This window comes from Cupriavidus malaysiensis (assembly GCF_001854325.1).
Lineage (GTDB): Bacteria > Pseudomonadota > Gammaproteobacteria > Burkholderiales > Burkholderiaceae > Cupriavidus > Cupriavidus malaysiensis.
The window spans coordinates 1,368,986-1,395,675 of record NZ_CP017754.1 but is presented as its reverse complement, the minus strand read 5'-3'; the positions used below and the strand labels follow the sequence as shown (position 1 = coordinate 1,395,675).

The 26,690-nt window shown below is 67.0% G+C and carries 22 protein-coding genes; 13 read left to right on the top strand and 9 right to left on the bottom strand.

Annotation, left to right across the window (positions count from 1 at the left end; translation table 11 throughout):
- Positions 1 to 204 precede the first annotated feature (204 nt).
- Positions 205 to 993: a metallophosphoesterase gene (locus BKK80_RS06000; RefSeq protein WP_071068737.1), complete on the top strand. Its 789-nt coding sequence runs from the start codon at positions 205 to 207 to the stop codon at positions 991 to 993.
- A 148-nt stretch (positions 994 to 1,141) separates the two neighbouring features.
- Here BKK80_RS06000 and BKK80_RS05995 read toward each other — a convergent pair whose 3' ends face one another.
- From BKK80_RS05995 to BKK80_RS05985, 3 genes are read right to left on the bottom strand one after another with little or no spacing between them, the layout of a single operon-like run.
- Positions 1,142 to 1,588 (bottom strand): TadE/TadG family type IV pilus assembly protein, encoded by a 447-nt coding sequence (locus BKK80_RS05995; protein ID WP_071011543.1) that lies wholly within the window; start codon positions 1,586 to 1,588, stop codon positions 1,142 to 1,144.
- Positions 1,581 to 2,075 (bottom strand): TadE/TadG family type IV pilus assembly protein, encoded by a 495-nt coding sequence (locus tag BKK80_RS05990; protein ID WP_071011541.1) that lies wholly within the window; start codon positions 2,073 to 2,075, stop codon positions 1,581 to 1,583. Before BKK80_RS05990 ends, BKK80_RS05995 begins: the two co-directional genes overlap by 8 nt.
- Positions 2,076 to 2,083: 8 nt before the next feature.
- Entirely contained in the window at positions 2,084 to 3,325 is a 1,242-nt protein-coding gene (locus tag BKK80_RS05985) for a pilus assembly protein TadG-related protein (protein ID WP_071068736.1), read from the bottom strand.
- A 1,481-nt stretch (positions 3,326 to 4,806) separates the two neighbouring features.
- On the opposite strand from BKK80_RS05985, the gene BKK80_RS05980 reads away from it, so the two are divergent.
- From BKK80_RS05980 to BKK80_RS05950, 7 genes are all read left to right on the top strand, one after another.
- Positions 4,807 to 6,096 carry a glycosyltransferase family 2 protein gene (locus tag BKK80_RS05980; protein ID WP_071068735.1) on the top strand — a complete coding sequence of 430 codons (1,290 nt, stop codon included), beginning with the start codon at positions 4,807 to 4,809 and terminating at the stop codon, positions 6,094 to 6,096.
- A gap of 7 nt (positions 6,097 to 6,103) precedes the next feature.
- On the top strand, positions 6,104 to 7,180 hold the full coding sequence (locus BKK80_RS05975) for a Gfo/Idh/MocA family protein (protein WP_071011535.1): 1,077 nt from the start codon (positions 6,104 to 6,106) through the stop codon (positions 7,178 to 7,180).
- Between the two features lie 22 nt (positions 7,181 to 7,202).
- Entirely contained in the window at positions 7,203 to 8,036 is an 834-nt protein-coding gene (locus BKK80_RS05970) for a class I SAM-dependent methyltransferase (RefSeq protein ID WP_231907993.1), read from the top strand.
- 12 nt (positions 8,037 to 8,048) lie between these two features.
- A complete protein-coding gene (locus BKK80_RS05965) occupies positions 8,049 to 8,456 on the top strand; it encodes a GtrA family protein (protein ID WP_071011532.1) in 408 nt (135 codons plus the stop codon).
- A 95-nt stretch (positions 8,457 to 8,551) separates the two neighbouring features.
- Entirely contained in the window at positions 8,552 to 9,697 is a 1,146-nt protein-coding gene (locus tag BKK80_RS05960) for a glycosyltransferase family 4 protein (RefSeq protein WP_071011531.1), read from the top strand.
- Positions 9,698 to 9,713: 16 nt separating this feature from the next.
- A complete protein-coding gene (locus BKK80_RS05955) occupies positions 9,714 to 11,399 on the top strand; it encodes a hypothetical protein (RefSeq protein ID WP_071011529.1) in 1,686 nt (561 codons plus the stop codon).
- 277 nt (positions 11,400 to 11,676) lie between these two features.
- Positions 11,677 to 12,345: a methyltransferase family protein gene (locus tag BKK80_RS05950; RefSeq protein ID WP_071011528.1), complete on the top strand. Its 669-nt coding sequence runs from the start codon at positions 11,677 to 11,679 to the stop codon at positions 12,343 to 12,345.
- A gap of 199 nt (positions 12,346 to 12,544) precedes the next feature.
- Here the strand turns inward: BKK80_RS05950 and groL are convergent, their stop codons facing one another.
- The 3 genes from groL to BKK80_RS05935 form a co-directional block, all read right to left on the bottom strand.
- Positions 12,545 to 14,188: a chaperonin GroEL gene (gene groL, locus BKK80_RS05945; RefSeq protein ID WP_071011526.1), complete on the bottom strand. Its 1,644-nt coding sequence runs from the start codon at positions 14,186 to 14,188 to the stop codon at positions 12,545 to 12,547.
- A gap of 137 nt (positions 14,189 to 14,325) precedes the next feature.
- Complete coding sequence (gene groES / locus BKK80_RS05940; protein WP_071011525.1) at positions 14,326 to 14,616, bottom strand: co-chaperone GroES; 291 nt, start codon at positions 14,614 to 14,616, stop codon at positions 14,326 to 14,328.
- A gap of 457 nt (positions 14,617 to 15,073) precedes the next feature.
- Complete coding sequence (locus BKK80_RS05935; protein WP_083383986.1) at positions 15,074 to 15,808, bottom strand: TetR/AcrR family transcriptional regulator; 735 nt, start codon at positions 15,806 to 15,808, stop codon at positions 15,074 to 15,076.
- Positions 15,809 to 15,894: 86 nt separating this feature from the next.
- On the opposite strand from BKK80_RS05935, the gene mhpA reads away from it, so the two are divergent.
- From mhpA to kce, 4 genes are read left to right on the top strand one after another with little or no spacing between them, the layout of a single operon-like run.
- On the top strand, positions 15,895 to 17,463 hold the full coding sequence (gene mhpA / locus BKK80_RS05930) for a bifunctional 3-(3-hydroxy-phenyl)propionate/3-hydroxycinnamic acid hydroxylase MhpA (protein WP_071068734.1): 1,569 nt from the start codon (positions 15,895 to 15,897) through the stop codon (positions 17,461 to 17,463).
- A gap of 25 nt (positions 17,464 to 17,488) precedes the next feature.
- The gene (locus BKK80_RS05925) at positions 17,489 to 18,430 is read left to right on the top strand and encodes a VOC family protein (protein ID WP_071068733.1); all 942 of its coding nucleotides are present in this window, start codon (positions 17,489 to 17,491) and stop codon (positions 18,428 to 18,430) included.
- Positions 18,431 to 18,486: 56 nt separating this feature from the next.
- Positions 18,487 to 19,356, top strand: coding sequence for a fumarylacetoacetate hydrolase family protein (locus tag BKK80_RS05920; RefSeq protein ID WP_071068732.1), 870 nt, complete (start codon positions 18,487 to 18,489; stop codon positions 19,354 to 19,356).
- A 23-nt stretch (positions 19,357 to 19,379) separates the two neighbouring features.
- Entirely contained in the window at positions 19,380 to 20,309 is a 930-nt protein-coding gene (gene kce / locus BKK80_RS05915; protein ID WP_071011517.1) for a 3,5-dioxohexanoate:acetyl-CoA acetone transferase, read from the top strand.
- 395 nt (positions 20,310 to 20,704) lie between these two features.
- Here the strand turns inward: kce and BKK80_RS05910 are convergent, their stop codons facing one another.
- From BKK80_RS05910 to BKK80_RS05900, 3 genes are all read right to left on the bottom strand, one after another.
- Positions 20,705 to 21,826 (bottom strand): hypothetical protein, encoded by a 1,122-nt coding sequence (locus tag BKK80_RS05910; protein WP_071068731.1) that lies wholly within the window; start codon positions 21,824 to 21,826, stop codon positions 20,705 to 20,707.
- A gap of 186 nt (positions 21,827 to 22,012) precedes the next feature.
- Positions 22,013 to 23,707 carry a beta strand repeat-containing protein gene (locus BKK80_RS05905; RefSeq protein WP_071011511.1) on the bottom strand — a complete coding sequence of 565 codons (1,695 nt, stop codon included), beginning with the start codon at positions 23,705 to 23,707 and terminating at the stop codon, positions 22,013 to 22,015.
- Positions 23,708 to 24,213: 506 nt separating this feature from the next.
- Complete coding sequence (locus tag BKK80_RS05900) at positions 24,214 to 24,507, bottom strand: ArsR/SmtB family transcription factor (RefSeq protein ID WP_071011509.1); 294 nt, start codon at positions 24,505 to 24,507, stop codon at positions 24,214 to 24,216.
- 691 nt (positions 24,508 to 25,198) lie between these two features.
- Between BKK80_RS05900 and BKK80_RS05895 the strand changes: the two genes are divergently transcribed.
- Positions 25,199 to 26,677, top strand: a complete 1,479-nt coding sequence (locus BKK80_RS05895) for an efflux transporter outer membrane subunit (RefSeq protein ID WP_084545633.1) — start codon at positions 25,199 to 25,201, stop codon at positions 26,675 to 26,677.
- The last annotated feature ends 13 nt before the right edge of the window (positions 26,678 to 26,690 follow it).

The window sequence follows — 26,690 nt, the reverse complement described above, 5'->3', positions numbered from 1 at the left end:
CCAGCGACGGCGTTGGCCCCCGGGCTGCCAACCGGCATTCGATGCCGGGGCGGTGGTCCATTTCCCGGCTTCGTGCCGGGTTTTCTCGTTGCGGCACCGGCCGGCCGCCCGGCGGGCCTGCGCGCGCCCCCTTGACCGATGCCGGCGATTTCTGAAGAATTCCTGCAGACCGTGGTCGCGGCGAACGCGCCGCAAGGAGACCCCATGAAGCTGCGCATCCTCAGCGACCTCCATCTCGAGCATCACACCCCCGCCTCGGTGCCGGCCTGCGAAGCCGACCTCGTGATTCTCGCCGGTGACATCGCCAATGGCCGCGCCGGCGTCGACTGGGCGGCGCGAAGCTTCGCCGGGCCGGTCGTCTACGTGCCGGGCAACCATGAATACTACGAGGGCACTTTCGGCGTGGTCGATGCGCAGCTGGCCGCCGCGGGCAGCCAGCACGAGCGCGTCCACGTGCTGAACCACAGGTCGATCACCCTGGCTCCGGCGGGCGAGGCACCGGTCCGCATCATCGGCGCCACGTGGTGGACCGACTACGAACTGTTCGGCGTCGACCGGCGCGAGTCCTCGATGCAGGCCTGTGCCGGCGTGATGCTCGACCACCGGCTGATCGAAGTCGAAGATGCGGACGGCAGCCGGCGCACCTTTTCGCCGCAGGATGCGCTGGCCCGCCACCGGGCGGCATGCGCGTGGCTGGACGCCGAGTTGAGCGCGCCCTTCGACGGGCGCACCGTCGTGGTCACGCACCACGCCCCCGATCTCGGCAGCCTGGCGCCCCGCTTTTCACACGACCTGGTGTCCGGCGGCTTCATCTCGCGCCGGCCGGACCTGGTGGCCCGCGCCGACCTGTGGGTGCATGGCCATACCCATACGAGCTTCGACTACCGACTCGAGCACAGCCGCGTGGTGTGCAATCCCCGTGGCTATATCGGACGCAAGACAGGAACGCCCGAGAACCCTCAGTTCGACTGGTGCTACACGGTGGAGATCTGAGGCGCCTTGAGGCACCCCGGGCACCCCTGGGCACCCCGGCAGCCCGGCAGCCCGGCAGCCCGGCAGCCTGCAGGTGCCGGGGTGCTGCTGCGAAGGGAAATGGGAAGGCGGGAGCGGCGGCGCGGGACAGAGGGCAGGACAGCGCAGCCTAGGAACAGACCGAGCTGCTGCCCGCATCCTGCCCCATGATCTCGCGCGGCAGGTAGGTGGAGAAGCCCGGCACATTCAGCGTCATGAAGCCGCTCGACTGCAGCGGTGAGATCGTGGTCAGGCTGACGCCCGACACGCTGACCGACACGCCGGCGCAGCTGCTGGCATCGCAGGTCGTACTGACCGCACCACTGCCGTCGTACCACTGCACGGACACATTGGACGTGGTCAGGCTCGGCACGATGAGCTGCATCCGTGCCAGCACGGATGCCGAACCCTGCCCGCAGACCACGGCCTGCCGCGCCCCCCAGCGGGTGGCTTCCGCCACCGCGTTCCATGTGTACAGGACACGGCCGAATTCGAGGATGCCCAGCACCACGCTGAAGAAGATGAGCGACACCAGGGCGAATTCGACCGCGGTCGCACCCCGTTGATGGCTATTCATAGGATTGCCTCATCGTGACCGAGATACTGCCGAACGACAGCGATGTGATCGAGCTCGTTCCCTTGGTGTAGAAACGGGTGAAGGCAAGCATGTCGAGCACCGGACTGAAGGTATAGCCGCTGATCGTCACGGTCACCGTATTGATGGCCGGATTAGTGCCCTGGAAGATGTTCGACGTGCAGGCGACGTTCGACGCGTCGCAGATCGACACCATGCTTGTCGTCAGTCCCGGCACCAGCGGCGCCGGCGATCCGCTGACGACCGGCACGCCATAGACCGCGAGGTTGGTGGCGGTGGTCGCCGCGGAGCTGCTGCCCGCGGCCTGCGTGCTCAGGTAGCGCGCGGCATCGCGCGCCGCCTTGGTCAGGGTGTTGTAGGTATAGATGGCCCGGCCGAACTCCGTGATCGCGAAGGCGATGGCCAGGAGCAGGCACATCGTGAAGCCAAGCTCCACGGCCGCCACGCCTCGTTGTCGCTTCTTGTTCATCGCACCTCCTACTGCACCAGGACCGGCACCAGGGGGCCTGCGCTGCCGCCGGCAAGGCCGGAAGCCGTGCAGGGGCTGTTGGACGCGCTGGCATTGCCGCGATACTCGAACTGCACCGTGACAGTCGGACCGCTGACGGGCTGCAGCATCAGCATGCAGGCGAAATCGACGATCTTGCTGGCCGACACCACCGGCACCAGCACCAGCCGCCGGCTCATGCCATACGTTGCCTGCTGGCCGGTCATGCCACTGGTAGCAAGGCTCTGGTACCCGCCCTTCATGCTCAGGCCGGTGATGTTGTCGCCGGTCTGGACGCTCGTTCCGGTGTTGGCGTAGTTGGCATAGGCCGCGCGCTTGGTGAGGAAGTTGGCGGCGGTCGGATCCGACCCGCTCGCCGGCGTGCCGTTGTAGGCATTCTGGGGCACGCTGTTGGTCCAGTTCTGCGACGTGTAGGCATACCCGGAAAAGTCGGGCCGCATCGAGGCGATATTGCCGTTGTTCTTGTAGATGCCGAAGCGGGAGTTCCACTGGTCGTCGACAGATACCTTGGCGCCCGGCGTGCCCAGCGTATCGCCGACCTTGGAGCCGCAATAGCCCACGTCCATTTCGTTCTTGGTCTCGGAGGCACTGGTGGTCCCGTTGAGGTTGTACCAGCCCATCTCGCCGGGGGTGGGTGCCTGGCTGTTGCTGTAGAGCACACTGACCCATTCCCCGACCTGGAATCCATAGTCGGGGGAGGTGCCCCCGGTCTTGGGGATCAAGCCGATGGGCACCGGACAGGCGCTCTGCGCATGCGAGCGTGTCGCCACGCCGACCGCGGCCACGCTGTTGCTCGACGGGCCGCCGACCATCTTGATCAGCAAGGCGACGATGCCGCTGGTGGTATGGCTGCACTTCGCGTAGGCCGCAGCGGTGGGCGAGAAGCCGGAACTGAACGAGCCGGTCAGCGAGTCGCTGAAGGTGATATCGGCACTCGTCAGCGACGCCGAGACACTCTGGAACTGGACGTTGTTGGCGTTGCCCGCGGTCAGCCCCGCACTCTGTGCGCGAGCCGTCGCGCTCGAGGTGCCGTCCAGTTCCTGCGCCGCGGCCAGGGCGCAGCTATCGACCGCCGACTGCAGCTCCGACTTCGCCACGAAGAGGCTGCCCAGGTCGATGACGAGGCCGGCCATCCCGATCAGCACGGCCAGCATCAGGCCGACCATCGGCAGCACCGCACCTCTTGCCTTCTTGTTCCAGTCGTTCCGCATATCACACCGACCGTTCAATAGAGGCCGCGCCGCCCGGTCGGCAGCGCCATGCCGTGTCTTGTCATCGAGGCCGGCGCCGCTGACGCCCTGCCCCGCCCTTACCGTCATTTGTAGACGTGCACCGCCAAATCGGAAACCGACCGAACGGATGATTCAGGCCTGAAACCGCTCGCGCCGCGCAGCGCGGCCCGCCGCCCTCTCGCATGCGCGCGGACGGGAGGCGATGCGGAAGCCGATGCGCCCGCGCAGCGATGCGCCGTGGCCACCCGGCCGATCCGTGCGAGGGTCCGGAGATGACTTCACATAGAGCGCTCACCCTGCCGGACCGGCAGCGCCTGGCGGCCGGATGCGGCGGGATGCGGCCGGCACGCAGCGGCCAGCCGCATCGCGCGCGACGCGCGCGGCGGGAGCCGGCGTTTCAGCACTGAATCGCCATCCTTGCCACAGCACGCGCCCCGCCTCCCTGCATGCGGTGCGCTGCCGTTCCAGCCCTGGGAACCGGCTCGGCTCGACTTCGCGACGGGCTTCGGCCACCACGCTCCCGACCGGGCCGAGCCTGTCTCCGGCTCGAGTGTTTCACCCTCGAAACGCTGCGCGCCGCAACAGGTTTCGTCCGGTGCGCCTCGGTCATGCCACGCCGCGGCCGGGAGCGGGAAGCCGGGTCAGCACGGCCCTGGCGTTGCAGGCCTGAAACGTTTTCCGTGGCGGCAGCGCACTCGCGCGCACAAGGCCACCCCGCGCCCGGCCTGCAGACTGGCTCCGGGTAGCCGGCAGGCGGGCTCCGGCCAGGTGGCACGCTCCCTGCATGCGCCGTCGCTCAGCCTCGTCGGCCCTGCGCAACCCGCCAGCCAGAAAAGCTGCCTGAGCACTGGGGAGCGCCGGTGAGCGCAGGTCGAGCGATGCACGTAGACGCCATACGCTCAGAAGAACGTTTCGTATTCGGGGGGCATATGAAATCCAGAACGAAAGCCGCATGTCCGGCGAATTCGGGCTTGAGCAGCATGCTGCGCCCATTCCTTTCGGCATTGCGCCATGCTTGCCATCTCGGCAGACATAGCCGGATCCAGCTCGCGCATTCGCGCCGGCGCGACCAGCTGCGCTTCGCAATACCCGGTCTTTTCTCTGCCTCTGTCGGCCCGGCCCGCATCGCCATACGCGCACGCCCTCCGCAGCATCGAACACCGCCGGGTTCGGGATGGTAAGCGGCGCCGGCCGCGCCGGACAGCGGCGCAGCCGGTCATCGCACCCGGCATCGCCCGGATATGCGTCATCGCGCCGCCGCAGGGCGTCTGTAGAGCGGGCATCGAACACCGACCACATTGCGCCCACCGCAGACGATCGGGGCGGCGCGACTCGCGTTTTCGTCCACATCGGCCGCGCTGGCGCTTCCTGACCCGCCGGCGAATCGGGTTCCGGCATCAGGTCCGGCCGGAGGCAAGGCGAGAGCCAGCCAATGCATGTGACAAATCTGGAGATCCAACATGGCGATCGATATTCTTCTGCGCCGGGATTACGGCCACACGCCCTTGCCGAATCGTGTCGCGCCGTCCGCGGGCGGGAATGGTACGGCGGCCGGCCGCATCCGGGTGTCGGCCGTCATGCCTTGCCTCAACGAGGAAATCACGCTGCCCCTGTGTATCGCGAAGGCACAACGCAGTTTCGCGGAGCTGGGCATCGCGGGCCAGGTGGTCGTCGCCGACAACGGCTCCACCGACCGCTCGGTCGAGATCGCGCGCCAGTTCGGCGCGAAGGTGGTGCACGAGCCGGTGCGCGGCTACGGTTCGGCACTGATGGCCGGCATCGCGGCGGCCGACGGCGACATCATCATCATGGGCGACGCGGACGATTCCTATGACTGGTCGAACATCCGCGGCTTCATCGCGAAGATCGAGGAAGGCTACGAGTTCGTGATCGGCAACCGCTTCAAGGGCGGCATCATGCCGCATGCGATGCCGCCGCTGCATCGCTACCTCGGCAACCCGGTGCTGTCGACGATCGCGCGGCTGACCTGCAGCGTCCCGGTCGGCGATTTCCACTGCGGCATGCGCGCGTTCACGCGGGACGCGTTCGCGCGCATGGATCTGCAGACACCCGGGATGGAGTTCGCATCGGAGATGGTGATCAACGCGGCGCGCAACCGTTTGCGCATCGTCGAGATTCCGACCGCGCTCCACCCCGACAAGCGCAACCGTCCGCCACATCTGCGCTCGTTCCGCGATGGCTGGCGGCACCTGCGTTTCATCCTCACCTACGCACCCAACCACGTCTTCGTGATGCCGGGGCTCCTGATGTTCGTGGCCGGCCTGCTGCTGCTCGGCCTGCTGGCGGGCGGCCCGACGCACCTGCTCGGGCACTTCGTGGGCCCGCACTTTCTCGCGCTCGCCAGCCTCCTGACGTTGATCGGCTTCAATTTCATCACGATGGGCGTGCTCGCCAAGGTGATCATGGCCGACAAGCATGCATCGCTGCGAGGACGCATCGTCCGATGGGCTACCGGTCCATTTGCGATGGAAGCGTGTCTGCTGGGCGGCGCGGCCACCGCGGTGCTCGGCCTGGTGCTGGATGCTTGCATGCTGTTCAAATGGCTTGCCAATCCGGCGCTTCCGATGGAAAGCACCGTGCACCTGGCGATCGTCGCCACGACGCTGATCGTACTCGGCATGGACGGGGCGTTCTCCGCCTTCTTCCTCAATCTGCTCGTACGCGAGGGGGAAAGGCATCACGGCCACGCAGGCCACGCAGGCCATGCCGCGCCTTGCGCCAGGAGATAAGCGAACCATGGAAACGATGTCCCCAACTGCCGCCGCCCCGATCCGCGTGGCGTCCATCGGACTGGGATGGGTGACGACTCACCGTCATCTGCCGGTGATGCTGCGCGACCCGGATTTCAAAGTCGTCGGCCTGGTCGATCGCCAGCCGCAGCACGCGCAACGTGTCGCGCAGCGACTCGGCATCCGGCACCACGCCTGCACGGGATCGCTTGCCGATGTGCCGTGGCTCGACGACGTCGATGCGGTAACGATCGGTGCCGGCCCGCAAGCCCACTACCCGCTGATCGCGCAAGCGCTGCGGGCGGGCAAGCACGTGCTGACCGAGAAGCCGTTCACGATGTGCGTGGCGGAAGGCGAAGAACTGGTCAAGCTGGCGAAAGCCCATGAGCGGACCCTTTGCATCGTGCATAACTTTCAGTTCGCCTCTTCGACCAAGCGCCTGCTGCGGGATGTCGAAGCCGGCCGCTACGGCAGGATCCGCTCGATCACCGCGCATCAGTTCGGGAATCCGGAACGCCGCCTGCCAGCCTGGTACGAAGACCTTCCGCTGGGCCTGTTCTATGACGAGAGCCCCCACATGTTCTATCTGCTGCGGCGCCTGGCGCCCGGCTCGCTGGCGCTCGAGCAGGCCACCGTCGTCCCGAGCAGCACTGGCCTCGAAACGCCGTGCCTGATCACCGCACACTACCAATGCGACACACCGCACGGCGCGATTCCGGTCATGTTGAACATGAACTTCGAATCACCGGTCAGCGAATGGCAAGTGGTCGTGTGCGGCGAGCGCTTCATGGGGATCGTCGACGTCTTCCGCGATATCTACATCCGCCTGCCGAACGATGGCGCCCATACGACCGCGACGGTCCTGCGCACCTCGTTGTCCGCCACCTGGCAGCACTGGCAGCAGCATTTCACGAGCGGAATCCGGCATCTCAGAGGCGCACTGTTCTACGGCAACGACGATGTCTTCTCGGGTTTCGCGCGCTCGATCCGCTCCGGCAACGCGCTTGAGTCCATCGGGTCGGACTCGGCGCTCGCGATCCTCGGCATGCAACATCAGATCATCGAACGCGCGGCACGGGCGTGAACGGAGGCGGCACGAAATGACCATGAATTCCGACCTGCTCCGGCGCTTCTTCAGGGAAACGCCATTCCAACCCGCGACCAGCCTGTGGCGGGCCATCGAGATCGACGTCGTGCTGTCCCGGCCGTTTCCGCCCGGTCGCGGCATGGACCTCGGCTGCGGCGACGGCAAGCTGATGAAGACCATCACGGATCACGTCGGCAGGCGCGAACTGGTGGGCGTCGACATCGACCCGCTCGAAACCGGCCAGGCCGGCGCGCTCGGCATCTACGACACCATCCACACAACCTCGGGCGGCCGTATTCCCGAACCGGAAGCCTCGTTCGATTTCGTCTTCTCCAACTCCGTCCTCGAGCATATCGACACCATCGGGGATGTGCTCGATGAAGTCTCGCGCGTCCTCAAGCCGGGCGGCAGATTCGTGTTCACCGTGCCGAGCGAGTATTTCCATGCCTGCCTGAGCGGCCCGTGGCTGCCGGCGGCGAGCCGCTCCGCCTACCTGGACGAGATCGATCGCCGCTGCGCGCACAAGCGCTACTGGAGCGTCGAGCTCTGGCAACGGGAGCTGGCCCGCAGGGGGCTGACGGTCAGCGACCATGTCGAATACCTGAGCGCGAAGGAGGTAAGGCGCTGGGAGACCATCTCCAGGCTGACCGCGGGCGTTCTCTACCTGGTGTTCGGCAAGCGCCGCCAGCCGATCGACATCCAGCGCAGCCTCGGCCTGCGCAAAGCAAAGTCTTCCGTTCCGAACGCGCTGGCCGGCATGGCCAGCAGGATGCTGGCGATCGGCCTGAACCGCTCCTCGCCATCGACAGGCCCCTTCGGTTGCGTGCTCGTCGAATCCGTCAAGATCGCATGAGCCACCAGCCCGATGACTCCGCACCCGGCCTCTCGCGTACTGCCCCTGCCCGGGAAGTTCCTGCGCTTCGTGCTGGTCGGGGGTATCTGCACACTGCTGAACCTGGCGACGATCTGGTTCGTGACGACCCGCCTCGGGTGGCATTACCTGGTCGCCGCTGCCATTTCGTTCTTCGCGGTCAACGGCGTGGGGTTCGTCTTCAACAAATACCTCACCTTCACGCAGGTCTTACGCCCGAGCTTTCGCGAGATCCGGCGCTACTACATCGTGATGTCGGGTTCCCTGGCGTTGAACCTGGGCTTGATGTTCGTCATGGTCGACGCACTGGGCATCCACTACCTGCTGTCCAGCGTCACGATCACCCTGCTGTTCATGATCTTCAATTTCCTGGCCCATCTCCGCTGGACCTTCGCGCCGTGACACACGACCTGCCACCGCAGAACGGTGTATCGGCCCGGGCGCCTGCCTCCCGGCGCGGAGGCGGCGCAGCGCTGCCGCGGGTCGGCGCGCAACGGATGCGCATCCTCCTGGTCACCCATTTCTTCCCCGCCCACCGCGGCGGCATCGAGATCGTCGCGGGTCATCTGGCGGAAGCGCTGGCCCGTGACAGGGCAACGGCCATTACGTGGTTCGCCAGCGACTGCGATCCCGCTCCGGCGCTCGGCGGTGTCGATTGCCTGCCCGTGCGCACGTGGAACCCGCTGGAGCGCCGCTTCCACATGCCTTACCCGATCTGGTCCCCGCTGCGCCTGATACCGCTGTGGAACGCGGTGCGCGAAGCCGACCTCGTGTACCTGCACGACTACATCTACGTCGGCAGCCTGGCGGCCTTCTCGATGGCGAAGATCCTGCGCAAGCCGATTCTCATCACCCAGCACGTCGGCGCGGTGCCGTTCCGCAGCAGGCTGATGTCGCGGATGCTCACCGTGGCGAACCTGACGCTGGGAAGAACCATGCTCAAGTACGCCGACGCCGCCGCCTTCGTCAGCAATACCGTCAGGACATTGTTCCTGCCCGACGGCAGTGCCGGCTGCCGGGGCCGCCTGATTCCCAACGGCCTCGACCTTTCCACGTTCTCCCCGATCGCCGACGCGGCGCGTGCGCAGTTGCGCGCCAGGCTGGACATTCCCGCCGGCCGCCCATGCCTGCTCTTCGTCGGCCGCTTCGTCGAGAAAAAGGGCCTGGCTCTGCTGGAGAAACTGACGGCGCTGCTGCCGGATGCCACCTGGATCTTCGCCGGCAAAGGTGAAATGGATCCGGAGAGGTGGGCACGCGGCAATGTCCGGGTGTTCCGTGATCGTGCCGGCGCCTCGCTGGCCGAACTCTATCGCGCCGCCGACCTGCTGGTGCTGCCGAGTACCGGCGAGGGCTTTCCGCTGGTCGTGCAGGAATCGATGGCCTGCGGCACGCCAGCCATCGTCGGCCGCGACACGGCTTCTGCCCTGCCTGGCCTCGACCAGGTGCTGTTCTCCGAGACCGTCGATGCCGATCACGCATTGCCGGCCTGGCATCGCCACCTGACGGCACTGCTCGCCGACCCGCAGCGGCTCACCGGACGGCGCCGCGAAGTCGCCGACTGGGCCGCCATGCATTGGTCCTGGGAACGCTGTGCCGATGCCTACTGCGAAGTCATCCGCGAAGTCCTCGAGCGTCGGAGATGAATCTCGGAGATGAATCATGGCGACCGCTGAGAATGCCGAACCCGATGCCCGCACCCCGGTGTCTCCTGCGACGCGGCTGGCCGTCTGGACAGGCATCGTCGGTGTCCTCTGCACACTGCTGCTCGCGATCGAGCCGCACGTGCCGGGCCGGATGTCGATCTTCTTCCATCTGCTCTACACCTATGATCGGCCGGTCGCCGAGGCGAGTGTGTTGCTGGTCCCGCTGGCCGCCGCGCTCGCACCGTACTGCGGCCGCATGGCCGCCGTGGCCGCCGCGTGCGGGCGCCACCCGTGGCGCGCCGCAGCCTTGACCGGCATCGTGTTCGCGCTGGGCGCACGCTATGTGTATCACGCGCATCCGCTCTCGATGGACGAGTACGCTGTCTGGTTCCAGAGCCGCCTCTTCGCCAACGGCGCCCTGTCCGCACATTTCCCGCCATCGTGGCTCGACCGCCTCATCTATCAGCCGTTTCAGAATTACTTCCTGGTCGTGTCGCATACCAGCGGCAACGTGATCTCCGCCTACTGGCCCGGCTTCGCCCTTCTGATGGCGCCGTTCAGCCTGGCCGGCGCCGAATGGCTGTGCAATCCGGTGCTGTCGGCACTGACGGTGGTCGCCATCGCGCGCACCTGCCGCCTCGTGTTTCCGGAAAACGAGGCGATAGCCGGCTGGGCGATCCTGTTCACCGTCGCCTCCCCGGTGTTCGCGGGCTCGGGTATTTCGTACTTCGCCATGACCGGCCTGCTGCTGGCCAATCTGGTGTTCACCTGGGGCTTCCTGCAACCGACCACGCGCAGCCTGTTCCTCAGCGGCGTGGTCGGCTCGATCGCGCTGACCTTCCACAATCCGCTGCCTCACACGTTGTTTGCGCTGCCGTGGCTGATCTGGTTCCTCGGCCAGCGGCCGCCGTCGCGACACGCGGCGGCACTCCTCGCCGGCTACTTGCCGCTCACCGTGCTGCTCGGCCTGGGCTGGGTCCTGGTCACGGCTCATGTCGGCGCCGACGTGGCCGGCCCGGCGACACATCCACCGTCCCAGGGCTTCCTGGCCCGGGTCGCGTCGGTGTTTTCCCTACCCGACGCATCGATCCTCATCTCCCGCGTGGCCGGCACCATCAAGCTATGGGTCTGGGCAGTGCCGGGTCTGCTGGTGCTTGCTTGCATGGGCTACGCGCGCTGGCGGGAGAGAGCCGCCGTGCAATTGCTCGCCGCCTCGGCCCTCGTCACCTTCCTGGGCTACTTCTTCGTTCCGTTCGATCAAGGGAACGGCTGGGGATACCGCTATTTCCATCCCGCCTGGGGTACCCTGCCGATCCTCGCGGGCGCCGCGGTCGCCGGGGAATTCCGCCACGACGGCGGCAAAGCGTTTTCGGCCCTTCGGAACCTGGCCGGGGCCTTCGTCGCAGGCAGCGTGCTGATCCTGGTGCCGTGGCAGCTGCGGAACATCGAAACGCACATCAGTGCCCAGCTGGCGCGGCTACCCGACACACCAGCGGACCGGCGCAGCATCGTGTTCCTGTTCGTCGATCGCAACACGGTCCTCGACGACCTCGTGCAGAACGACCCCTTCCTCCGGGGGCGATCGGTCCGCATGATCGGCAGGGGCGAACAGGAAGACGGAAAATTCCTTCGCAACGCACACATCGCGGCAACCCCGCTTCCCGCCACCGAACTCGGGCAAGTCTGGCTGATCGGGCCATGAAGCACGGCGCCGCCACGGCTGCCACGGCCGGGCGCGCGAACGTGAAGGACGGCCGATCGCTTGCACGCGGAATGGCCAGGGCGGGGGCTGAAGCGCCGATACAACGATGCACGGAAGCTGTCCTGTCGGCTTGGCTTCACGACGGTAATATGGAGGCTGTCAGCCCTTGCGACGCCGCAAGTGGAACAAGAACAGAACAGCTTCCGGTGAGATCGGCGGGCAGCGCACGACGCGGTCCCCCAGGCCGGCCCATCGACGGGGAAGGAAACTCCACACCATGCCAGAACGTCCGCCCACGGACGCAGGAACCGTTGCCGTGCCCAGGCCTCTCGGCCTGCGCGACTACGCCGTGGAAGCCGCGCTGCGGCTCGCCACCTCGCTGCTGTTCGCCGCCTTCGCCTATGCCGCCGCGCAGCAATGGCTGGCCGACCCGAGCCGCATCACGCTGCTGCTGATCGTGCTGGCGGAGTTCGTCACCATCGCCATCGCCCTCACGGCGCGGGTACCGGAGAAGCGCGACTGGAGCCCGATCTCCGTCGCCTGCGCGATCGCCGCCACCTACTACTTCCTGTGGATCCAGCTGGCGCCGGGCATCCACCTCGTGCCGGAAATGGTCGGCGTGGCCCTGCAGGCCGCGGGCATCCTGCTGCAGATCGGCGCCAAGCTCACGCTGCGGCGTGCCTTCGGGCTGCTGCCGGCGAACCGGGGCATCGTCTCGGGCGGCCCCTACCGCCTCGTCAGGCACCCGATCTATCTCGGCTACTTCATTTCCTACATCGGCTTCCTGCTGGTCAACTTCGGCCTGCAGAACCTGCTGGTGTACGCCGTGCAGCTGGGGCTGCTGGCGGTGCGCGCGGTGCGCGAGGAACGGCTGCTGAGCGCGGATCCGGCCTACCGCGCCTATCAGGACAAAGTGCGCTACCGCGTCGTGCCTGGACTGTTCTGAGGCGCCGGCCCGGCATCCAAAGGCCGGCGCGGAGCCTCGCGCCCCTGGATGCCGCGCCCGAAGCCGGCCTGCCGCCGCGCGCTCCCCTCTGCCGGCGGCATACGCAGGACGCGGCGGCCGCCCAAACAAAAACCCCCGCGGGTTCGCACCCGCGGGGGTTTTTTTCAGACAGGCTGCCGAAGCCGGCAGTCCGGCAGATTTACATCATGCCGTCCATGCCGCCCATGCCGCCCATGCCGCCCGGCATTGCCGGAGCCGACTCTTCCTTCGGAGCTTCGGCCACGGCGCAGTCGGTGGTCAGCATCAGCGAAGCCACCGAAGCGGCGTTCTGCAGCGCGGTGCGGGTCACCTTGGTCGGGTCCAGCACGCCCATTTCCACCAGGTCGCCGTACTCGCCCGAAGCGGCGTTGTAGCCGTAGTTGCCCTTGCCTTCGATGACCTTGGCAACGACGACCGACGCTTCTTCACCGGCGTTCAGCACGATCTGGCGCAGCGGCTCTTCCATTGCGCGCAGCACGATCTTGATACCGGCGTTCTGGTCGGCGTTGTCGCCGTTCAGGCCAGCGATGGCAGCACGGGCACGCAGCAGGGCCACGCCGCCGCCGGGGACAATGCCTTCTTCCACGGCTGCGCGGGTAGCGTGCAGCGCATCTTCCACGCGTGCCTTCTTTTCCTTCATTTCGACTTCGGTGGCTGCGCCGACCTTGATCACGGCAACACCGCCGGCCAGCTTGGCCACGCGCTCTTGCAGCTTTTCACGGTCGTAGTCCGAGGTCGCTTCTTCGATCTGGGCGCGGATCTGCTTGACGCGCGCTTCGATCGAGGCTGCGTCGCCGGCGCCGTCGATGATGATGGTGTTTTCCTTGCCGATCTCGATGCGCTTGGCTTGGCCCAGGTCTTGCAGGGTCGCCTTTTCCAGCGTCAGGCCGACTTCTTCAGCGATGACGGTGCCGCCGGTCAGGATGGCGATGTCTTCCAGCATGGCCTTGCGGCGGTCGCCGAAGCCCGGAGCCTTGACGGCGGCGGTCTTCAGGATGCCACGGATGTTGTTGACCACCAGGGTCGCCAGGGCTTCGCCTTCGACGTCTTCAGCGATGATCAGCAGCGGGCGGCCGGCCTTGGCCACTTGCTCCAGCACCGGCAGCAGGTCGCGGATGTTCGAGACCTTCTTGTCGAACAGCAGCACGAACGGGGAGTCCAGCTGGACGACTTGCTTGTCCGGGTTGTTGATGAAGTACGGCGACAGGTAGCCGCGGTCGAACTGCATGCCTTCCACGACTTCCAGCTCGTCGGCCAGCGACTTGCCGTCTTCGACGGTGATCACGCCTTCCTTGCCGACCTTGTCCATCGCCTCGGCGATGCGCTCGCCGATCGAGTTGTCGCTGTTGGCGGAGATCGCGCCGACCTGGGCGATTTCCTTGCTGGTGGTGGTGGGCTTGCTCAGCTTCTTCAGCTCTTCCACGGCAGCGCCGACAGCCTTGTCGATGCCGCGCTTCAGGTCCATCGGGTTCATGCCGGCGGCCACGTACTTCATGCCTTCGCGCACGATCGACTGGGCCAGCACGGTTGCGGTGGTGGTACCGTCACCGGCGTTGTCGCTGGTCTTGGAAGCCACTTCCTTGACCATCTGGGCGCCCATGTTCTGCAGCTTGTCCTTCAGCTCGATTTCCTTGGCCACGGACACGCCGTCCTTGGTCACGGTCGGGCCGCCGAAGCTGCGCTCCAGCACCACGTTACGGCCCTTCGGGCCCAGGGTCACCTTCACTGCGTTGGCGAGGATGTTCACGCCTTCGACCATCTTGGCACGGGCGGCGTCGCCGAACACTACGTCTTTAGCTGCCATGTTCTGTTACTCCGAATCTTGGATGGATCCCCCATGCGGGAGACCGGGAATGTTGGATAAGTCTGAGAGACTCAGGCGTCCCGCCGCGGCGGGCGCGTCACAAGCAGGGCCCGGGCGCACGGCGCCCGGCAGCCGCATTACTTGTTGACCACCGCCATGATGTCTTCTTCGCGCATGACCAGCAGTTCCTGGCCATCCACCTTCACGCCCTGGCCGGCATACTTGCCGAACAGCACGCGATCGCCCACCTTGACGTCGAGGGCAATGGAGTTGCCCTTGTCGTCCTTCTTGCCGGGGCCAACGGCCAGCACTTCGCCTTGATCGGGCTTCTCGGCAGCATTGTCGGGAATCACGATGCCGGATGCGGTCTTGGTTTCGTTGTCCAGACGCTTGACGATCACGCGGTCGTGCAAAGGACGCAGATTCATACGGACTCCTTAGTACAAGTGAGTTTTATTTCACAAATTGAGGCCGCCAGCACGGACGGCCAGCAGAATTGGCTCGCCGGATCAAGCTGTTAGCACTCCCACCGGACGAGTGCTAATTATAGGGACGGGGGTTTACGTTTTCAAGACAAGGCCTGAATGGGGGTTTTCCCGGAGAGGCCTTGGATAGGGGTAGGCGGGGGTAGGCAGGTGTCGAGATTCGCTCAGCCTTGAACTTTGTTCACCCGACTTTGAACTGACACGCAGCTTGACCCGCCCCTACCACGGGTTCCATCCATATCCCTTCGATGTCGCCCGGCCTGCCCATCAGACCGGCGCAGGTCACAACCCCGGCCACGGAGGCGGCCAACGCCGACACTGCGGGGCAGACGCGGGCTAGCGGCATTGGCGGGCGGAACTGGCGGCATCAGGTTCACGAGCCCTGGAGATAGGTCAAGGGCTACGGTTTCGCTGCTTCCAACGATTTCAGGCTGTCAGGCAGCTCGATCTCCGGCAGCGGCATGTCGTTGAGCCGCTCGATGGTCGATGGCGCAATGCCCAGTGCGGCCAGTACGAGACGCATCAGGTCTCGCAAGTGCTGGCGCTCCGCCGCGCCGGATAACACCGTCTCGATGCTCTGGTAGATCGCGCCTACCACGAGATCCCTGGCCGCGCGGTCGTGCGTGAAATGCGCCATGCCTCGTTCGCGCGCGCTAACGAGATCGCGCGGCAGGTAGATGTCAGTCAGCCGCCCCGTCGCCTCGCTGCGCCCCCCTGCCCGCGCGATGAACCTGCCCCAGGCCGGATGGCACACGGCCACTTCCATGTAGATCAGGCACCCCACCCAGACCCGCTCGACCGGATCGTCGATCTGTCGCACACAGTCCTCGATGCGGGCGATCACCGCGTCGCTCAATTCCGACGTGACGGCGGAAAGCACTTCGCTGGTGGTCTTGAAGTAGTTGTAGAAGGTGCCGCGCGCGACGCCCGCCGCGGCGAGGAAGTCGTCGATCGACGCTGCGTCCGGCCCCTTGGCCGCGAACACTTCCACTGCCGCGCTGAGCAGCTTGCGCCGCGTCGACTCGCGCCGTGCCGCGCCGGTCCGCACACGATGATCCTCTTTGGCCGCTTCGCTCGCGGCCAGCCCCGCGCTGTCGCCCGACGCCCTCATCGCGACCCCTCGGGTTTCCCCCATTGCGTGAAGCAATTCGTCAAGTTGACAATTAAGTATGAATTGTACTGATTCGTCATTTTAAGATCTTACCTGATCCGGGAGAAGACATGGAGGCAGACCAGTTCGTGGATGTGGCGATCGTCGGTTATGGCCCCACGGCCCAGTTGCTCGCGCTGATGCTGGGGCGCGCGGGGCGCAGCGTGGCCGTCGTCGAGCGTTGGCCCGATCTCTATCCGCTGCCGCGCGCAGTCCACTACGACCACGAGATTGCCCGCCTCTTCCAGGCTTCGGGTGTCATCGATGATATCAAGCGCATTGCCGAGGCCTCCGACCGCTACCAGTGGTGCAACGCCAACCATGAGGTGCTGATGGACTTCCGCTGGGAGGGCCAGGGTCCGAGCGGCTGGCCTGTCGCCAGCACCTTCGCGCAGCCGGAGCTCGAAGCCGTGCTCGACCGCCACGTCAAGCGGCTGCCGAACGTCACGGTACGCCAGGGCTGGTCGGCCACCGCGCTGCGCGAAGAAGCCGAGAGGGTGGAGCTCGATATCGAGGCCGGCGGGCTGGTGGATGGCCGGTGGGTCGGCAGCGGCGAAACCGGCAGGATCCGCGCGCGCTACCTGGTGGGTGCGGACGGCGCGAACTCGATGGTGCGCAACGCTCTCGGCATCGAGTTCGAGGACCTCGGCTTCGCGTTCGATTGGCTGGTGGTCGACGTCAAGCCCCTGCAGCAGCGCGAGTGGATGCCGAGAAGCTGGCAATTGTGCGATCCCGCGCGGCCCACGACGATCGTCTCGGGCGGCCCGGGCCGCCGCCGCTGGGAATTCATGCTGCTGCCCGGCGAGACCCCGGAGCAGATGAACCAGGATACGGTGGCGTGGGAGCTGCTTGCCCGCTGGGACATCACGCCCGACAACGCGCTCCTCGAACGCCACGCCGTCTACACCTTCCGCGGTCGCTGGGCGAAGTCATGGCGCAAGGGCCGCGCATTGCTGGCCGGGGATGCGGCACACCTGATGCCGCCGTTCGCCGGCCAGGGCATGTGCAGCGGCCTGCGCGATGCGGGGGCGCTCGCGTGGCGACTGAATGCGATCCTCGACGGCAAGGCCGGCGACACCCTGCTCGACAGCTACGGCCCCGAGCGGCTGCACCACGTGCGCGAATTGATCGACTTCTCGATCGCGCTGGGCAAGGTCATCTGCATCACCGATCCCGAAGCGGCCGCCGCGCGCGACCGCGAGATGCTGGCCGCGCAGGCCACGCCCGGTTTCCGGCCGCCCGAGGCGCCGCAGCCGCGCCTGGGCGCGGGCCTCTATGACCCGCACGCGCCCGGCAGCGGCTGGCTGGCACCCCAGGGCATGGTCGAGTCCGGCGGCCGCCGCGGCCTCTTCGACGACGTGTTCGGCAACGGCTTCGCCCTGATCGCCAGCAACCGCGAGGTCCTCGACAAGCTCAGTCCGGCCAACCGCGCCGGGCTCGACAAACAGCAGGCGATCATCGCCCATTTCGGTCCCGGCGGCTTCGCCGACCTGCAAGGCGTGTACGCCGATTACTTCGACCGGCATGGCGTGGAAGCCGTGCTCGCGCGCCCCGATTTCTACAGCTTCGGCGCGGCACGCAGCGCGGACGAACTCGACGCGCTCGTCGATACCTGGCGCCACGCACTGCAATGCGCCTGAATTCCATCCCACGACAGGAGACACCATGACGCAACAACGCAGGCGCGACCGCCTCGGCATCCATTCGATCGGCGAGTTCCGCATGACCGTGCCGTCGCTCGACGACGCGAATCGCTTCTACTCGGCATTCGGCCTCGACGTGCAGCCCGACGGCGACACCGGCCTGCTGATCCGCACCTTCGGCTCGCCGCACGTGTGGGGCCGGCTGCGCCAGGGCGCGCGCAAGAAGTTCGAATGGCTCACGCTGCATGCCTTCGAGGACGACCTGGAGGCGCTGCGCGCGCGCACACTGGAGGCCGGCGTCGCGCTGATCGATCCGCCCGCCGGCGCCGATGCTTCCGGCTTCTGGATCCGCAATCCGGACGGCCTGCCGTTGCAGATCCGCGCCGGCGTGAAAACCACCTTGGACGCGGCTGCCCATGCGAACCCTCCGCTGCCGGTGGACGGCACGCGCTGCGCGCCGTACCGGCGCAACACGCCGCGCGTCGAGCCCTCGCGGCTGTCGCACATCGCACTCGCCACCACGAGCGTGCCCGCGCAGATCGACTTCTGCGAGCGCGTGCTGGGCCTGCGTTTGTCCGATCGATCGGGCGACGGCGTGGCATTCATCCATGCGCCGCACGGCGGCGATCACCACTTGCTCGCCTTCGCGGCGAGCCCCGCGCCGGCCCTGCACCACCTGAGCTGGGACGTGCCGACCATCGAGGAAGTGGGGCTCGGCTATATGCAGATGGCCGCCGCCGGCTACCGCAACGGCTGGGGCGTCGGACGTCACGTCCTCGGCTCCAACTATTTCTACTACGTGCAGGACCCGTGGGGCAGCTTCTCCGAATACAGCGCCACGATGGATTACATCCCCGCGTCGGTCGACTGGGTTGCCGCCGACCACGCGCCCGAGGACGGCATGTATCTCTGGGGCCCCGACCTGCCCGCCATCTTCGCCGGGAGCCCGGAAGGCGACGCCTGACGACTCGCCACCCTCCATCCAATCATCCGTCACACCAGGAACACAAGGAGCACAACATGAAGCTCGTCACTTTCCAATGCCGCGGCCATCGCTCGATCGGCAAGGTCGAAGGCCGGCAGGTCATCGACCTGCCCGCCAGCGATCGCGCGCTGCCGTCCACCATGCTCGAACTGCTGCAGGGAGGCCCCGCACTGATGCAGCGCGCCCGCGACGTGCGCCTCGAAGACGCTGTGACCTGGCCGCTCGCCGACGTGCGCCTGGACGCACCGGTGCCGAACCCATCGAAGTTCCTCGCCATCGGCATGAACTACCGCCGCCACGTGGCAGAGGCAATCGCGGCCGGAATCCAGGTGCCCGACAGCCAGGTCTGGTTCAACAAGCAGGTCTCGTGCGTGACGGGGCCGTTCGATCCGGTCCACATGCCGAAGGTGTCGGACAAGCTCGACTATGAAGCCGAACTCGCCGTGGTGATCGGCCGGCGCTGCCGGCATGTGCCGGCGGAAGAGGCCGCGTCGGTGGTCGCCGGCTACACGGTCTGCAACGACGTCTCGGTGCGCGACTGGCAAATGCGCTCGCCGACCATGATGCTCGGCAAGTCCTTCAACACACACGGGCCGTTCGGCCCGTGGCTCGTCACCGCCGACGAAGTGAAGAACCCGCACGACCTGCAGATGCGCATGCTCGTCAACGGCGAATGCCGGCAGGAGGTCAACACCGGCGAAATGATCTACGACATCTGGCAGCAGATCGCCTGCTTGTCCACCGTGATGACGCTCGAGCCCGGCGACGTGCTCGCCACGGGCACCCCGTCCGGCGTCGGCGGTGCGCAGAAGCCGCCGCGCTTCCTCAAGCTCGGCGACGTGATGCGCGTGGAAATCGACGGTATCGGCCACATCGAGAACATCGTCGTCGCCGAACCGGCCTGACCCCTACCAGGAGCACCAGCACCATGGCACGCAAAGTCATCATCACCTGCGCGGTAACCGGCTCGATCCACACGCCGAGCATGTCGCCCTACCTGCCCGCCACACCCGACGACATCGCGCGCGAGGCCATCGCCGCCGCGAAGGCGGGCGCCGCCATCCTGCATCTGCACGCGCGTCATGCCGAGGACGGCCGGCCCGCCTTCGACGCGGCCACCTACCGCCAGTTCCTGCCGCGCATTCACCAGGCGACTGACGCCGTCATCAACATCACCACCGGCGGCGCGGTCAACATGACGCTGGACGAGCGCCTCGCCGGCGCGCTCGACGTATCGGCGGAAATGGCCTCGTGCAACATGGGATCGATGAACTTCGCCATCTTCCCGATCCTCGACAAGATGAAGGCATTCAAGCACGCGTGGGAGCGCGACTTCATCGAAGGCTCGCGCCGCTCGATCTTCCGCAACACGTTCGCGGATATCGAGGAAGTGTTGGAGCGGCTGGGCCAGCGGCACGGCACACGCTTCGAGTTCGAGTGCTACGACGTCGGCCACCTGTACAACCTGAAGCACTTCGTCGATCGCGGATTGGTCAAGGGTCCGATCTTCTTGCAGTTCGTGCTCGGAATCCTGGGCGGCATCGGTCCGGATCCGGAAAACCTGGTGCACATGAAGCGCATCGCCGACAAGCTGTTCGGCGACACCTACCGGTGGTCGGTGCTCGGCGCCGGCAAGCACCAGCTTCCGCTGATCACGCAGGCCGCGCTGATGGGCGGCAACGTGCGCGTGGGCCTGGAAGACTCGCTGTCGCTCGGACCTGGCCGGCCGGCCACGTCGAACGCGGAACAGGTGGAACTGATACGCGACGTGCTGGTGCGCCTCGGCTTCGAAATCGCGACGCCGGCGGAGGCACGCGACATGCTGGGCCTGAAGGGGCGCGACAAAGTCCGCCTGTAAGGCTTCCACTTCCGCCCCGGCGACCAGACAAAGCGCTGCACCGATCGAATGACCTTTCTTGCCCAGTTACCTGACAAGTCAGGTAACTGGGCACCATGCAACACGAGGCCATCATGGATTCACCGGCCGACATCCCTGTCGTCCCCTCACCGGCAGCCAGCCGGCGCTTGGCTCCTTCGCCGTGGCGCTGGCCACGGTCTTGAACGTACTGGACTCCTCGATCGCCAACGTGGCGATTCCCACCATCACCGGCAGCCTGGGCGTGTCGATCGGCGATGGCACCTGGGTAGCGCATTGAGCCGGCCTTCAGCGCGGGCGTGGGCGGGCGGTGCCCACTGGCGGAGCCAGGCGCGCCGCCGCTGCGCGCGGCGGCGGCGGCAAACCCGCGGGCGCGCTCAGAAGCCCGAGAAGCGCACGCCGAAGGAGGCGTAGCCGTAGTAGCGGTCCAGGCGCCCCGCGGTGGCGGCGTTGTACAGCATCGGAATGGTGCCGACGAAGTTGTAGAGGAAGGCCTGGCCGCGCACGAACAGCTCGACGTTCTTCACCACCTTGTAGGACAGCTCCAGGCCCAGCGAATGGTTGGACTTGATCGGCGAGGCGCCGTAGCTGGACATGCGGCTGTCGATGTCGCTGCGCAGCAGGTACTGGAACTGGTAGCCGAGGTGGGCGCCGAAGTCCTTGTAGCGCCAGCGCCACGAGCCGCCCAGCGAGAAGAAGCCGGCGGTGTAGTTGAGGTCCTGGCCGACATTGATGCCGAACTGGGACGCGTCGGTGCTGAAGGAAGCCTGCTGCAGCGTGACCCCGCCGACCGAACAGGGCGCGGCCAGCGCGCCGTTGGCCATGTTGTCGGAGTTGATGCTGACGTTGAAGTTGCAGTTGCCGCGGCGCAGCTGCGCATTGATCGAGCCCACCGTGACGCGGCTGATGCCGGCGCCGACGAAGCCGGTCAGGGTGTTGTAGTCGTTGAGCTGGCCCGAGAACATCATGTCGGCCTGGGCCTGGATGTCGTTCGGGTTGTTGACGGTCAGCTGGTTGAAGGTGGTGCCCTTCACCGTGGTCGGCGAGTTCTTGCTGAGCGCGCCGGCCGTATCGCCCCATAGCGAGAAGCGGAACAGCAACCGATCGCGCGCGCCCGGCTCGGCGAGCGGGTCGAAGTGCAGTGCCACCTGCCAGCTGTCGATGCCGTTGGTGTCCTGGCCGTAGGTGATGTTGCGGCGCCAGTAGGTGGCCGCGCCCGACCAGTACGGGGAAAACTTGTAGCCGACCATCACGCGCCCGCCCTGGTAGTCGCCCGCGCCGTCCGGCAGCGGACCCTGGCGGGTGCGCAGGTTGAACACGTCGAGCGTGCTGTTGACGGCGTCGTAGCTGGCCTCGACGCGGAAGCGGTCGGACTCGCCGGTGGTCGGCTCGGCGAGCAGGAACTCGTCCTCGGACGCGGCGCGGGCGCTGCCGGCGCCGGCCAGGGCAATCAGCGCGATGGCACCGGCGGCATGCCGGCGCGAAACGGACAGGAACATCTCGGACTCCAGGGACATCGCTGCCCCCTAACTGCAGTTGTGCGAACGGGCTGGCGCAGGCCAGCCCGTAAACGAGAAAAACCGGGCGCCCGCTGCACGCCCCCGGTCTACCGTGGCATGCGGGCGCCCGGTGGCGCCATCGCCCCGCGGGGGGGCGATACGACCAACCGGAGCAGGGCTCCCGGCTTAGTTCAGCGACAGCGAGAAGGTCAGGCCGTTGCCAGCGACCGCAGCACCGCTGGCGGTGACCGCAGCCGAGCCGGTGCTCTTGGCCGCAGTACCGGTACCGGTACCGACCACCACCGCGTTGCCGTTGGAACCGACCAGCGCGAAAGTCACGTTGGCGGTGCCACCCGACTTCGGCGTCAGCGAGGCGATCTGCGCAGAGCTCAGCGAGCCGGCGGCCTGCAGCTTGCTCAGGAAGGTCGTCACCGGCAGGTCCAGCGCACCCGCGCTACCGATCGTGCCGTACAGGTTATCGGCAGAATTGTTGGTGGCCTTGACGCTGACGTTGATGCCGCCCGAGATGTTGAAGCTGTAGCTGGTATTGGCCGGCACGGTGGCGCCGGTCAACGCGCCGGTGCCATCGAAGGTCAACGTGACCTTGTCGATGACCAGGTCGACGTTGTTGCCGTTGTAGCTGTAGTGCAGGCCGGCGCGGACGTTCGAGCCGTTGGTGCCGAACGGCGAGCCGACGGTCGTCAGCACCGCCTTGACATCGGCCAGCGTGCCGGTGCCGGTCAGCGACGAAGTGTAGGCAACCGGCGTGCCACCGTTGATCGAGACATTGCCGACCTGGACGTAGTTGCTCAGGGTGATGGCGTTGCTGATCTGGGTGACGACCGAGCCGGACACGTTGGCACCCAGCGCGGAGGCGGCGCTCGACACATCCGCGGGCGAACCCGTTGCCACGGCATTGCCGAGGGCCGACAGCAGCGAAGTCAGCGAGCTGTTGGTCAGCGCGGTCGAGCTGACCGCCGACGCCAGCGTGGTGGCCAGGGTCGAACTGGCGCTGCTGGTCACACTGTTCAGCGCGCCGGAGGTCTGCAGCGCGGTCAGCGTGGCCGACGGCGAGCCGCCCAGGGTGACATTGCTCAGGGCGTTCGACACGCTCGACACGGTGGTGCTGACCAGCGGCGTAGCGATAGCGGCCACGTTGGCGGCGACCGTGTTGATGCTGCTCTGCAGGTTGGCCGGCAGGCTGGACTGGGCATTCACCACAGCGCCCTTGATGGCGTTGGAAACCAGGGTCGGGTCACCCAGGTTGACCGTGCCCGAAGTGTTGTTGATTGCGCTCGCCACGGCCTTGGCTGCGGCGGCGGCGGCAGCGCTGGCGCTGATCGTGCCGCCGGCGTTGGTGACCACGCCGGACAGGGTCTTGGTGATCTGGTCGATCAGTTGCTGCACCACCACCGCGGCCTTGAGCGCGGCGGCGTCGGTCATCGGGTCGACCAGGGTCGGATCGGTGGTCACGCCCAGCTTGGCAGCCAGCGTGCTGGGGCTGACGCCCAGCGCCACGGCCAGCGTGGTCAGCGGCGAGATCACCGGGACCTGGCCTGCCTTGTAGGCCACGGCCGGCGCCTGCAGCACGCCGTTGAATGCCAGCTTGGTACCGATATCGGTGCCGCCGGTCACGGTCAGCGGGCTGCTGGTGCAGCCGGACGGGAAGGCGAAGTTGCCGTTGCCGTCGGTCTTGGTGGTCTGGTTGTTGCAACCGGTGAAGGTCACGGTGGCGCCGGACAGGTAGAAGTCCACAGCCTTGCCGCTGACGCTGGCCGTGGGCGTGGACGGCGAATCGTCGCCGCCGCCGCAGGCGACGACCAGCACGGCTGCGGCAGCCATGGTTGCCAGTACCAGGGGTTTCTTGAGACTCGTTTGCATTACTCGCTCCTGAACGGTTTTCGGGGTGCTTGTTGTGTCTTGGCGGATGCCAGGCCCGGCATCGAGGCCGGTGCCGCGATCACCGCGCGGCGGTCATTTCCGCAGAGGTTATCGGCAGAAATGTAAGAAATTTCAAAAATGATACCGACGACATTAATGCCCGATTTTCCCGGCGAACGTCATCCCACCAATGGGGGGACAAAAGATGGGAAAGATGCCGCAAGGACGACGCAAACGCCGCAGAAAAAGCCGAAATGCTGCTTATCGAGCATATTTGCAGGAAAAATCGCGATGGCACGGCGAAATCCGCCGTTCGCCGGGCGCCGGCGCTATCGCCAAGATGGACTACCCCGGAAGAAGGGAGAACGGCTCCCGCCGGCTACGACGGCAACTCGCCGCCGGCCGGCTGCCTGGCTGGCGGTGGGTACGGCGGGGGAAAACGGGAGGCAGGAGGCGGGAGGCGGGAGGCGGGAGGCGGGAGTGTCGGGCGACACCCTCGCAACGGTTCAGCTCAGCAGCCCGGAACTGCCCAGATAATCCAGCGCCTCGCGCACCGCGTGGCGGGCCTTGAGGACGTAGCTGACCTGCCGCCCGTGCACGGTGACGGCCACCACGTCGGCTTGCAGCAACTCGCGGAAGCAGTGCGTGGCACGCGGCAGCGTCAGCCCCGCGATGGCCGCCAGTTCGGCGGCGGGCAGCCCATGCTCCCCCGCTTCCAGCAAGGCGCGGCAGATGGCCAGGCGCGCGGGCACTGCCAGCAGGGCATAGGGCAGCAATGCGTTGGGCTGTGGGGTCTCCATGGTCGATACCTTGTCGGCTTTCTCGAACGGCGTGGGGCCGGTCTTCTTGTGGTTCCTTTCTACGCGGGCCGGCTGGCAATTGCAACATGACGGATCGGGGGTGCGTGCCGTTTCGTGCAAAAGACGACAAGCGGCGACAAGCGGCGACGAACGAGCACAAGCGGCCCCAAGCGGCCCCAGGCTTCCACGCCCGCAACCGGCCCGGCAGGATCGCGCGCCATCGCCACGCGCGACATATATATATAGTGGGAACAAGGATGGGCGTGGCGCGGTCCGGGCGCTGCCAGCGTGCCGAAACCGGCCGCCAGCCCTGGCCGGTGATTACGGGAGATTTCAGTGACAGCGGGCCGCCGCCCGGGTGCGTGCGCCAGTTGCCACTTGCGGCGGGAATGGCCCCGCCGTGGCGTAATCCATTGAAATATTCGGTAATGCTGTGCACATATCGTGACTCTCTGCCGCGCAGTATTCTTAGCTGCGAGGCGTGCGGCGGGCATGCGCGCGGAGTCGTGCGCCCGCCAGCCACCGGAACGCCGCCGCGGCCCTCCCCCGTCCACGGCAGTCTTGTCCCCCTGCAGGGGCCGCCCCCGGCGGCCCCCCGTCCGGCAGCCAACCAGCCTGCCATTAGGAGTGTTGCCCGATGTCCTGCGCGCGTCCCCCTGACGCACTGCCGCGCCACGCCCGCTGGCGTGGCGTGAGCCTGGCACTCGTGTTCGCCGGCCTGGGCGGCTGCGCGGTCGGCCCCGATTATCAGCGCCCGGCCACCGAGGTACCGGCCGCGTTCAGCGAAGCGGTGATGGACCCCGCCCAGTGGAAGGTGGCCGAACCGCGCACCGTCGAAGCCGGCCTCGACTGGTGGAAGCTGTTCGGCGACCGCCGGCTCGACCAACTGGTCGACCAGGCCAATGCGTCCAACCAGACCCTGCAGCAGGCCCAGGCGCAGTACCGCCAGGCCAGGTCCCTGGTGCAGCAGGCCCGCTCGGCCTTCTTCCCCACCGTGTCAGCCAATGTCGGCACCGGCCGGCAGCGCACCACCACGCTCGGCGTCAGCTCGATCGGCCCCTACTACACGGCGGCGCTGGACGCCAGCTGGGAGCCTGACCTGTGGGGCCTGGTGCGCCGCCAGGCCGAGGCCGCCAGCGACAGCGCCCAGGCCAGCGCCGCGCAGCTCGCCGCGACCCGCCTGCTGATCCAGGCCGAAGTGGCGCAGGACTATATCCAGCTGCGCATCACCGATGTGCAGATCGAGTTGTATGCGCGCACCATCGCCGGCTACCAGGAGTCGCTCAAGCTGAGCCAGAGCCAGTTCCGCGCCGGCATCGTGACCCAGGCCGACGTCTCGCTGGCCACCGTCACGCTGACCGCGGCGCAGGCGCAGGCCACCGACCTGGTGCTGCAGCGCAAGCAGCTCGAGCATGCCTTGGCAGTGCTGGTGGGTCGCCCGCCGTCGGGTTTCAGCATTCCCAGCGAGCCATTCACGATGACGGCGCTGGTGATCCCGCCCGGCCTGCCGTCGACGCTGCTGGAACGCCGCCCCGACATCGCCAGCGCCGAGCGACAGGCGGCGGCGGCCAACGCCAATATCGGCGTCGCGCGCGCGGCCTACTTCCCGCAGCTGCTGCTCAATGCGGCACTCGGCTCCAACAGCGCCAGCCTCGCCAACTGGTTCACGCCGCCGGCGCGGGTGTGGTCGCTCGGTGCCGCCCTGGCCCAGACCCTGTTCGACGGCGGCCTGCGCAGCGCGCGCAGCGACCAGGCGCTGGCCGCCTACGATGCTGCCGTGGCCAACTACAAGCAGACGGTGCTGGCGGCCCTGCAGGACGTGGAGGACAACCTGGCCTCGCTTGCCGTGCTCGACCGCGAAGTGGTGCAGCAGGAGCAGGCGGTCAAGGCGGCGCAGGATGCCGAGCGGGTCACACTGGCCCAGTACCGTGGCGGCACCGCCACCTACCTGTCGGTGATCACCGCGCAGACGCTGGCACTGTCCAACCAGCGCACGGCGATCCAGCTGCGCGGGCGCCAGCTCGCGGCCAGCGTCGGCCTGATCAAGGCGGTCGGCGGCGGCTGGCATGCGGATGCGCTGTCCGCTGCGCCTGCCGCATCCGCTGCGTCCACCGCGTCCGCCAAGGAAACCCTCGCCGGCACGGCCACCCCGCCGTCCGCTCATCCCTGATCCCAGATAGGCG

What these genes read in the sequence shown, in the direction of transcription:
- BKK80_RS05990 (WP_071011541.1), bottom strand. Translation starts at nt 2,075, where the DNA reads ATGAACAAGAAGCGACAACGAGGCGTGGCGGCCGTGGAGCTTGGCTTC.
- mhpA (WP_071068734.1), top strand. Translation starts at nt 15,895, where the DNA reads ATGGAGGCAGACCAGTTCGTGGATGTGGCGATCGTCGGTTATGGCCCC.
- BKK80_RS05900 (WP_071011509.1), bottom strand. Translation starts at nt 24,507, where the DNA reads ATGGAGACCCCACAGCCCAACGCATTGCTGCCCTATGCCCTGCTGGCA.
- BKK80_RS05925 (WP_071068733.1), top strand. Translation starts at nt 17,489, where the DNA reads ATGACGCAACAACGCAGGCGCGACCGCCTCGGCATCCATTCGATCGGC.
- BKK80_RS05975 (WP_071011535.1), top strand. Translation starts at nt 6,104, where the DNA reads ATGGAAACGATGTCCCCAACTGCCGCCGCCCCGATCCGCGTGGCGTCC.
- BKK80_RS05980 (WP_071068735.1), top strand. Translation starts at nt 4,807, where the DNA reads ATGGCGATCGATATTCTTCTGCGCCGGGATTACGGCCACACGCCCTTG.
- BKK80_RS05905 (WP_071011511.1), bottom strand. Translation starts at nt 23,707, where the DNA reads ATGCAAACGAGTCTCAAGAAACCCCTGGTACTGGCAACCATGGCTGCC.
- BKK80_RS05935 (WP_083383986.1), bottom strand. Translation starts at nt 15,808, where the DNA reads ATGGGGGAAACCCGAGGGGTCGCGATGAGGGCGTCGGGCGACAGCGCG.
- BKK80_RS05995 (WP_071011543.1), bottom strand. Translation starts at nt 1,588, where the DNA reads ATGAATAGCCATCAACGGGGTGCGACCGCGGTCGAATTCGCCCTGGTG.
- BKK80_RS05950 (WP_071011528.1), top strand. Translation starts at nt 11,677, where the DNA reads ATGCCAGAACGTCCGCCCACGGACGCAGGAACCGTTGCCGTGCCCAGG.
- BKK80_RS06000 (WP_071068737.1), top strand. Translation starts at nt 205, where the DNA reads ATGAAGCTGCGCATCCTCAGCGACCTCCATCTCGAGCATCACACCCCC.
- BKK80_RS05965 (WP_071011532.1), top strand. Translation starts at nt 8,049, where the DNA reads ATGACTCCGCACCCGGCCTCTCGCGTACTGCCCCTGCCCGGGAAGTTC.
- BKK80_RS05970 (WP_231907993.1), top strand. Translation starts at nt 7,203, where the DNA reads ATGAATTCCGACCTGCTCCGGCGCTTCTTCAGGGAAACGCCATTCCAA.
- BKK80_RS05920 (WP_071068732.1), top strand. Translation starts at nt 18,487, where the DNA reads ATGAAGCTCGTCACTTTCCAATGCCGCGGCCATCGCTCGATCGGCAAG.
- BKK80_RS05955 (WP_071011529.1), top strand. Translation starts at nt 9,714, where the DNA reads ATGGCGACCGCTGAGAATGCCGAACCCGATGCCCGCACCCCGGTGTCT.
- BKK80_RS05910 (WP_071068731.1), bottom strand. Translation starts at nt 21,826, where the DNA reads ATGTTCCTGTCCGTTTCGCGCCGGCATGCCGCCGGTGCCATCGCGCTG.
- groES (WP_071011525.1), bottom strand. Translation starts at nt 14,616, where the DNA reads ATGAATCTGCGTCCTTTGCACGACCGCGTGATCGTCAAGCGTCTGGAC.
- groL (WP_071011526.1), bottom strand. Translation starts at nt 14,188, where the DNA reads ATGGCAGCTAAAGACGTAGTGTTCGGCGACGCCGCCCGTGCCAAGATG.
- kce (WP_071011517.1), top strand. Translation starts at nt 19,380, where the DNA reads ATGGCACGCAAAGTCATCATCACCTGCGCGGTAACCGGCTCGATCCAC.
- BKK80_RS05985 (WP_071068736.1), bottom strand. Translation starts at nt 3,325, where the DNA reads ATGCGGAACGACTGGAACAAGAAGGCAAGAGGTGCGGTGCTGCCGATG.
- BKK80_RS05960 (WP_071011531.1), top strand. Translation starts at nt 8,552, where the DNA reads ATGCGCATCCTCCTGGTCACCCATTTCTTCCCCGCCCACCGCGGCGGC.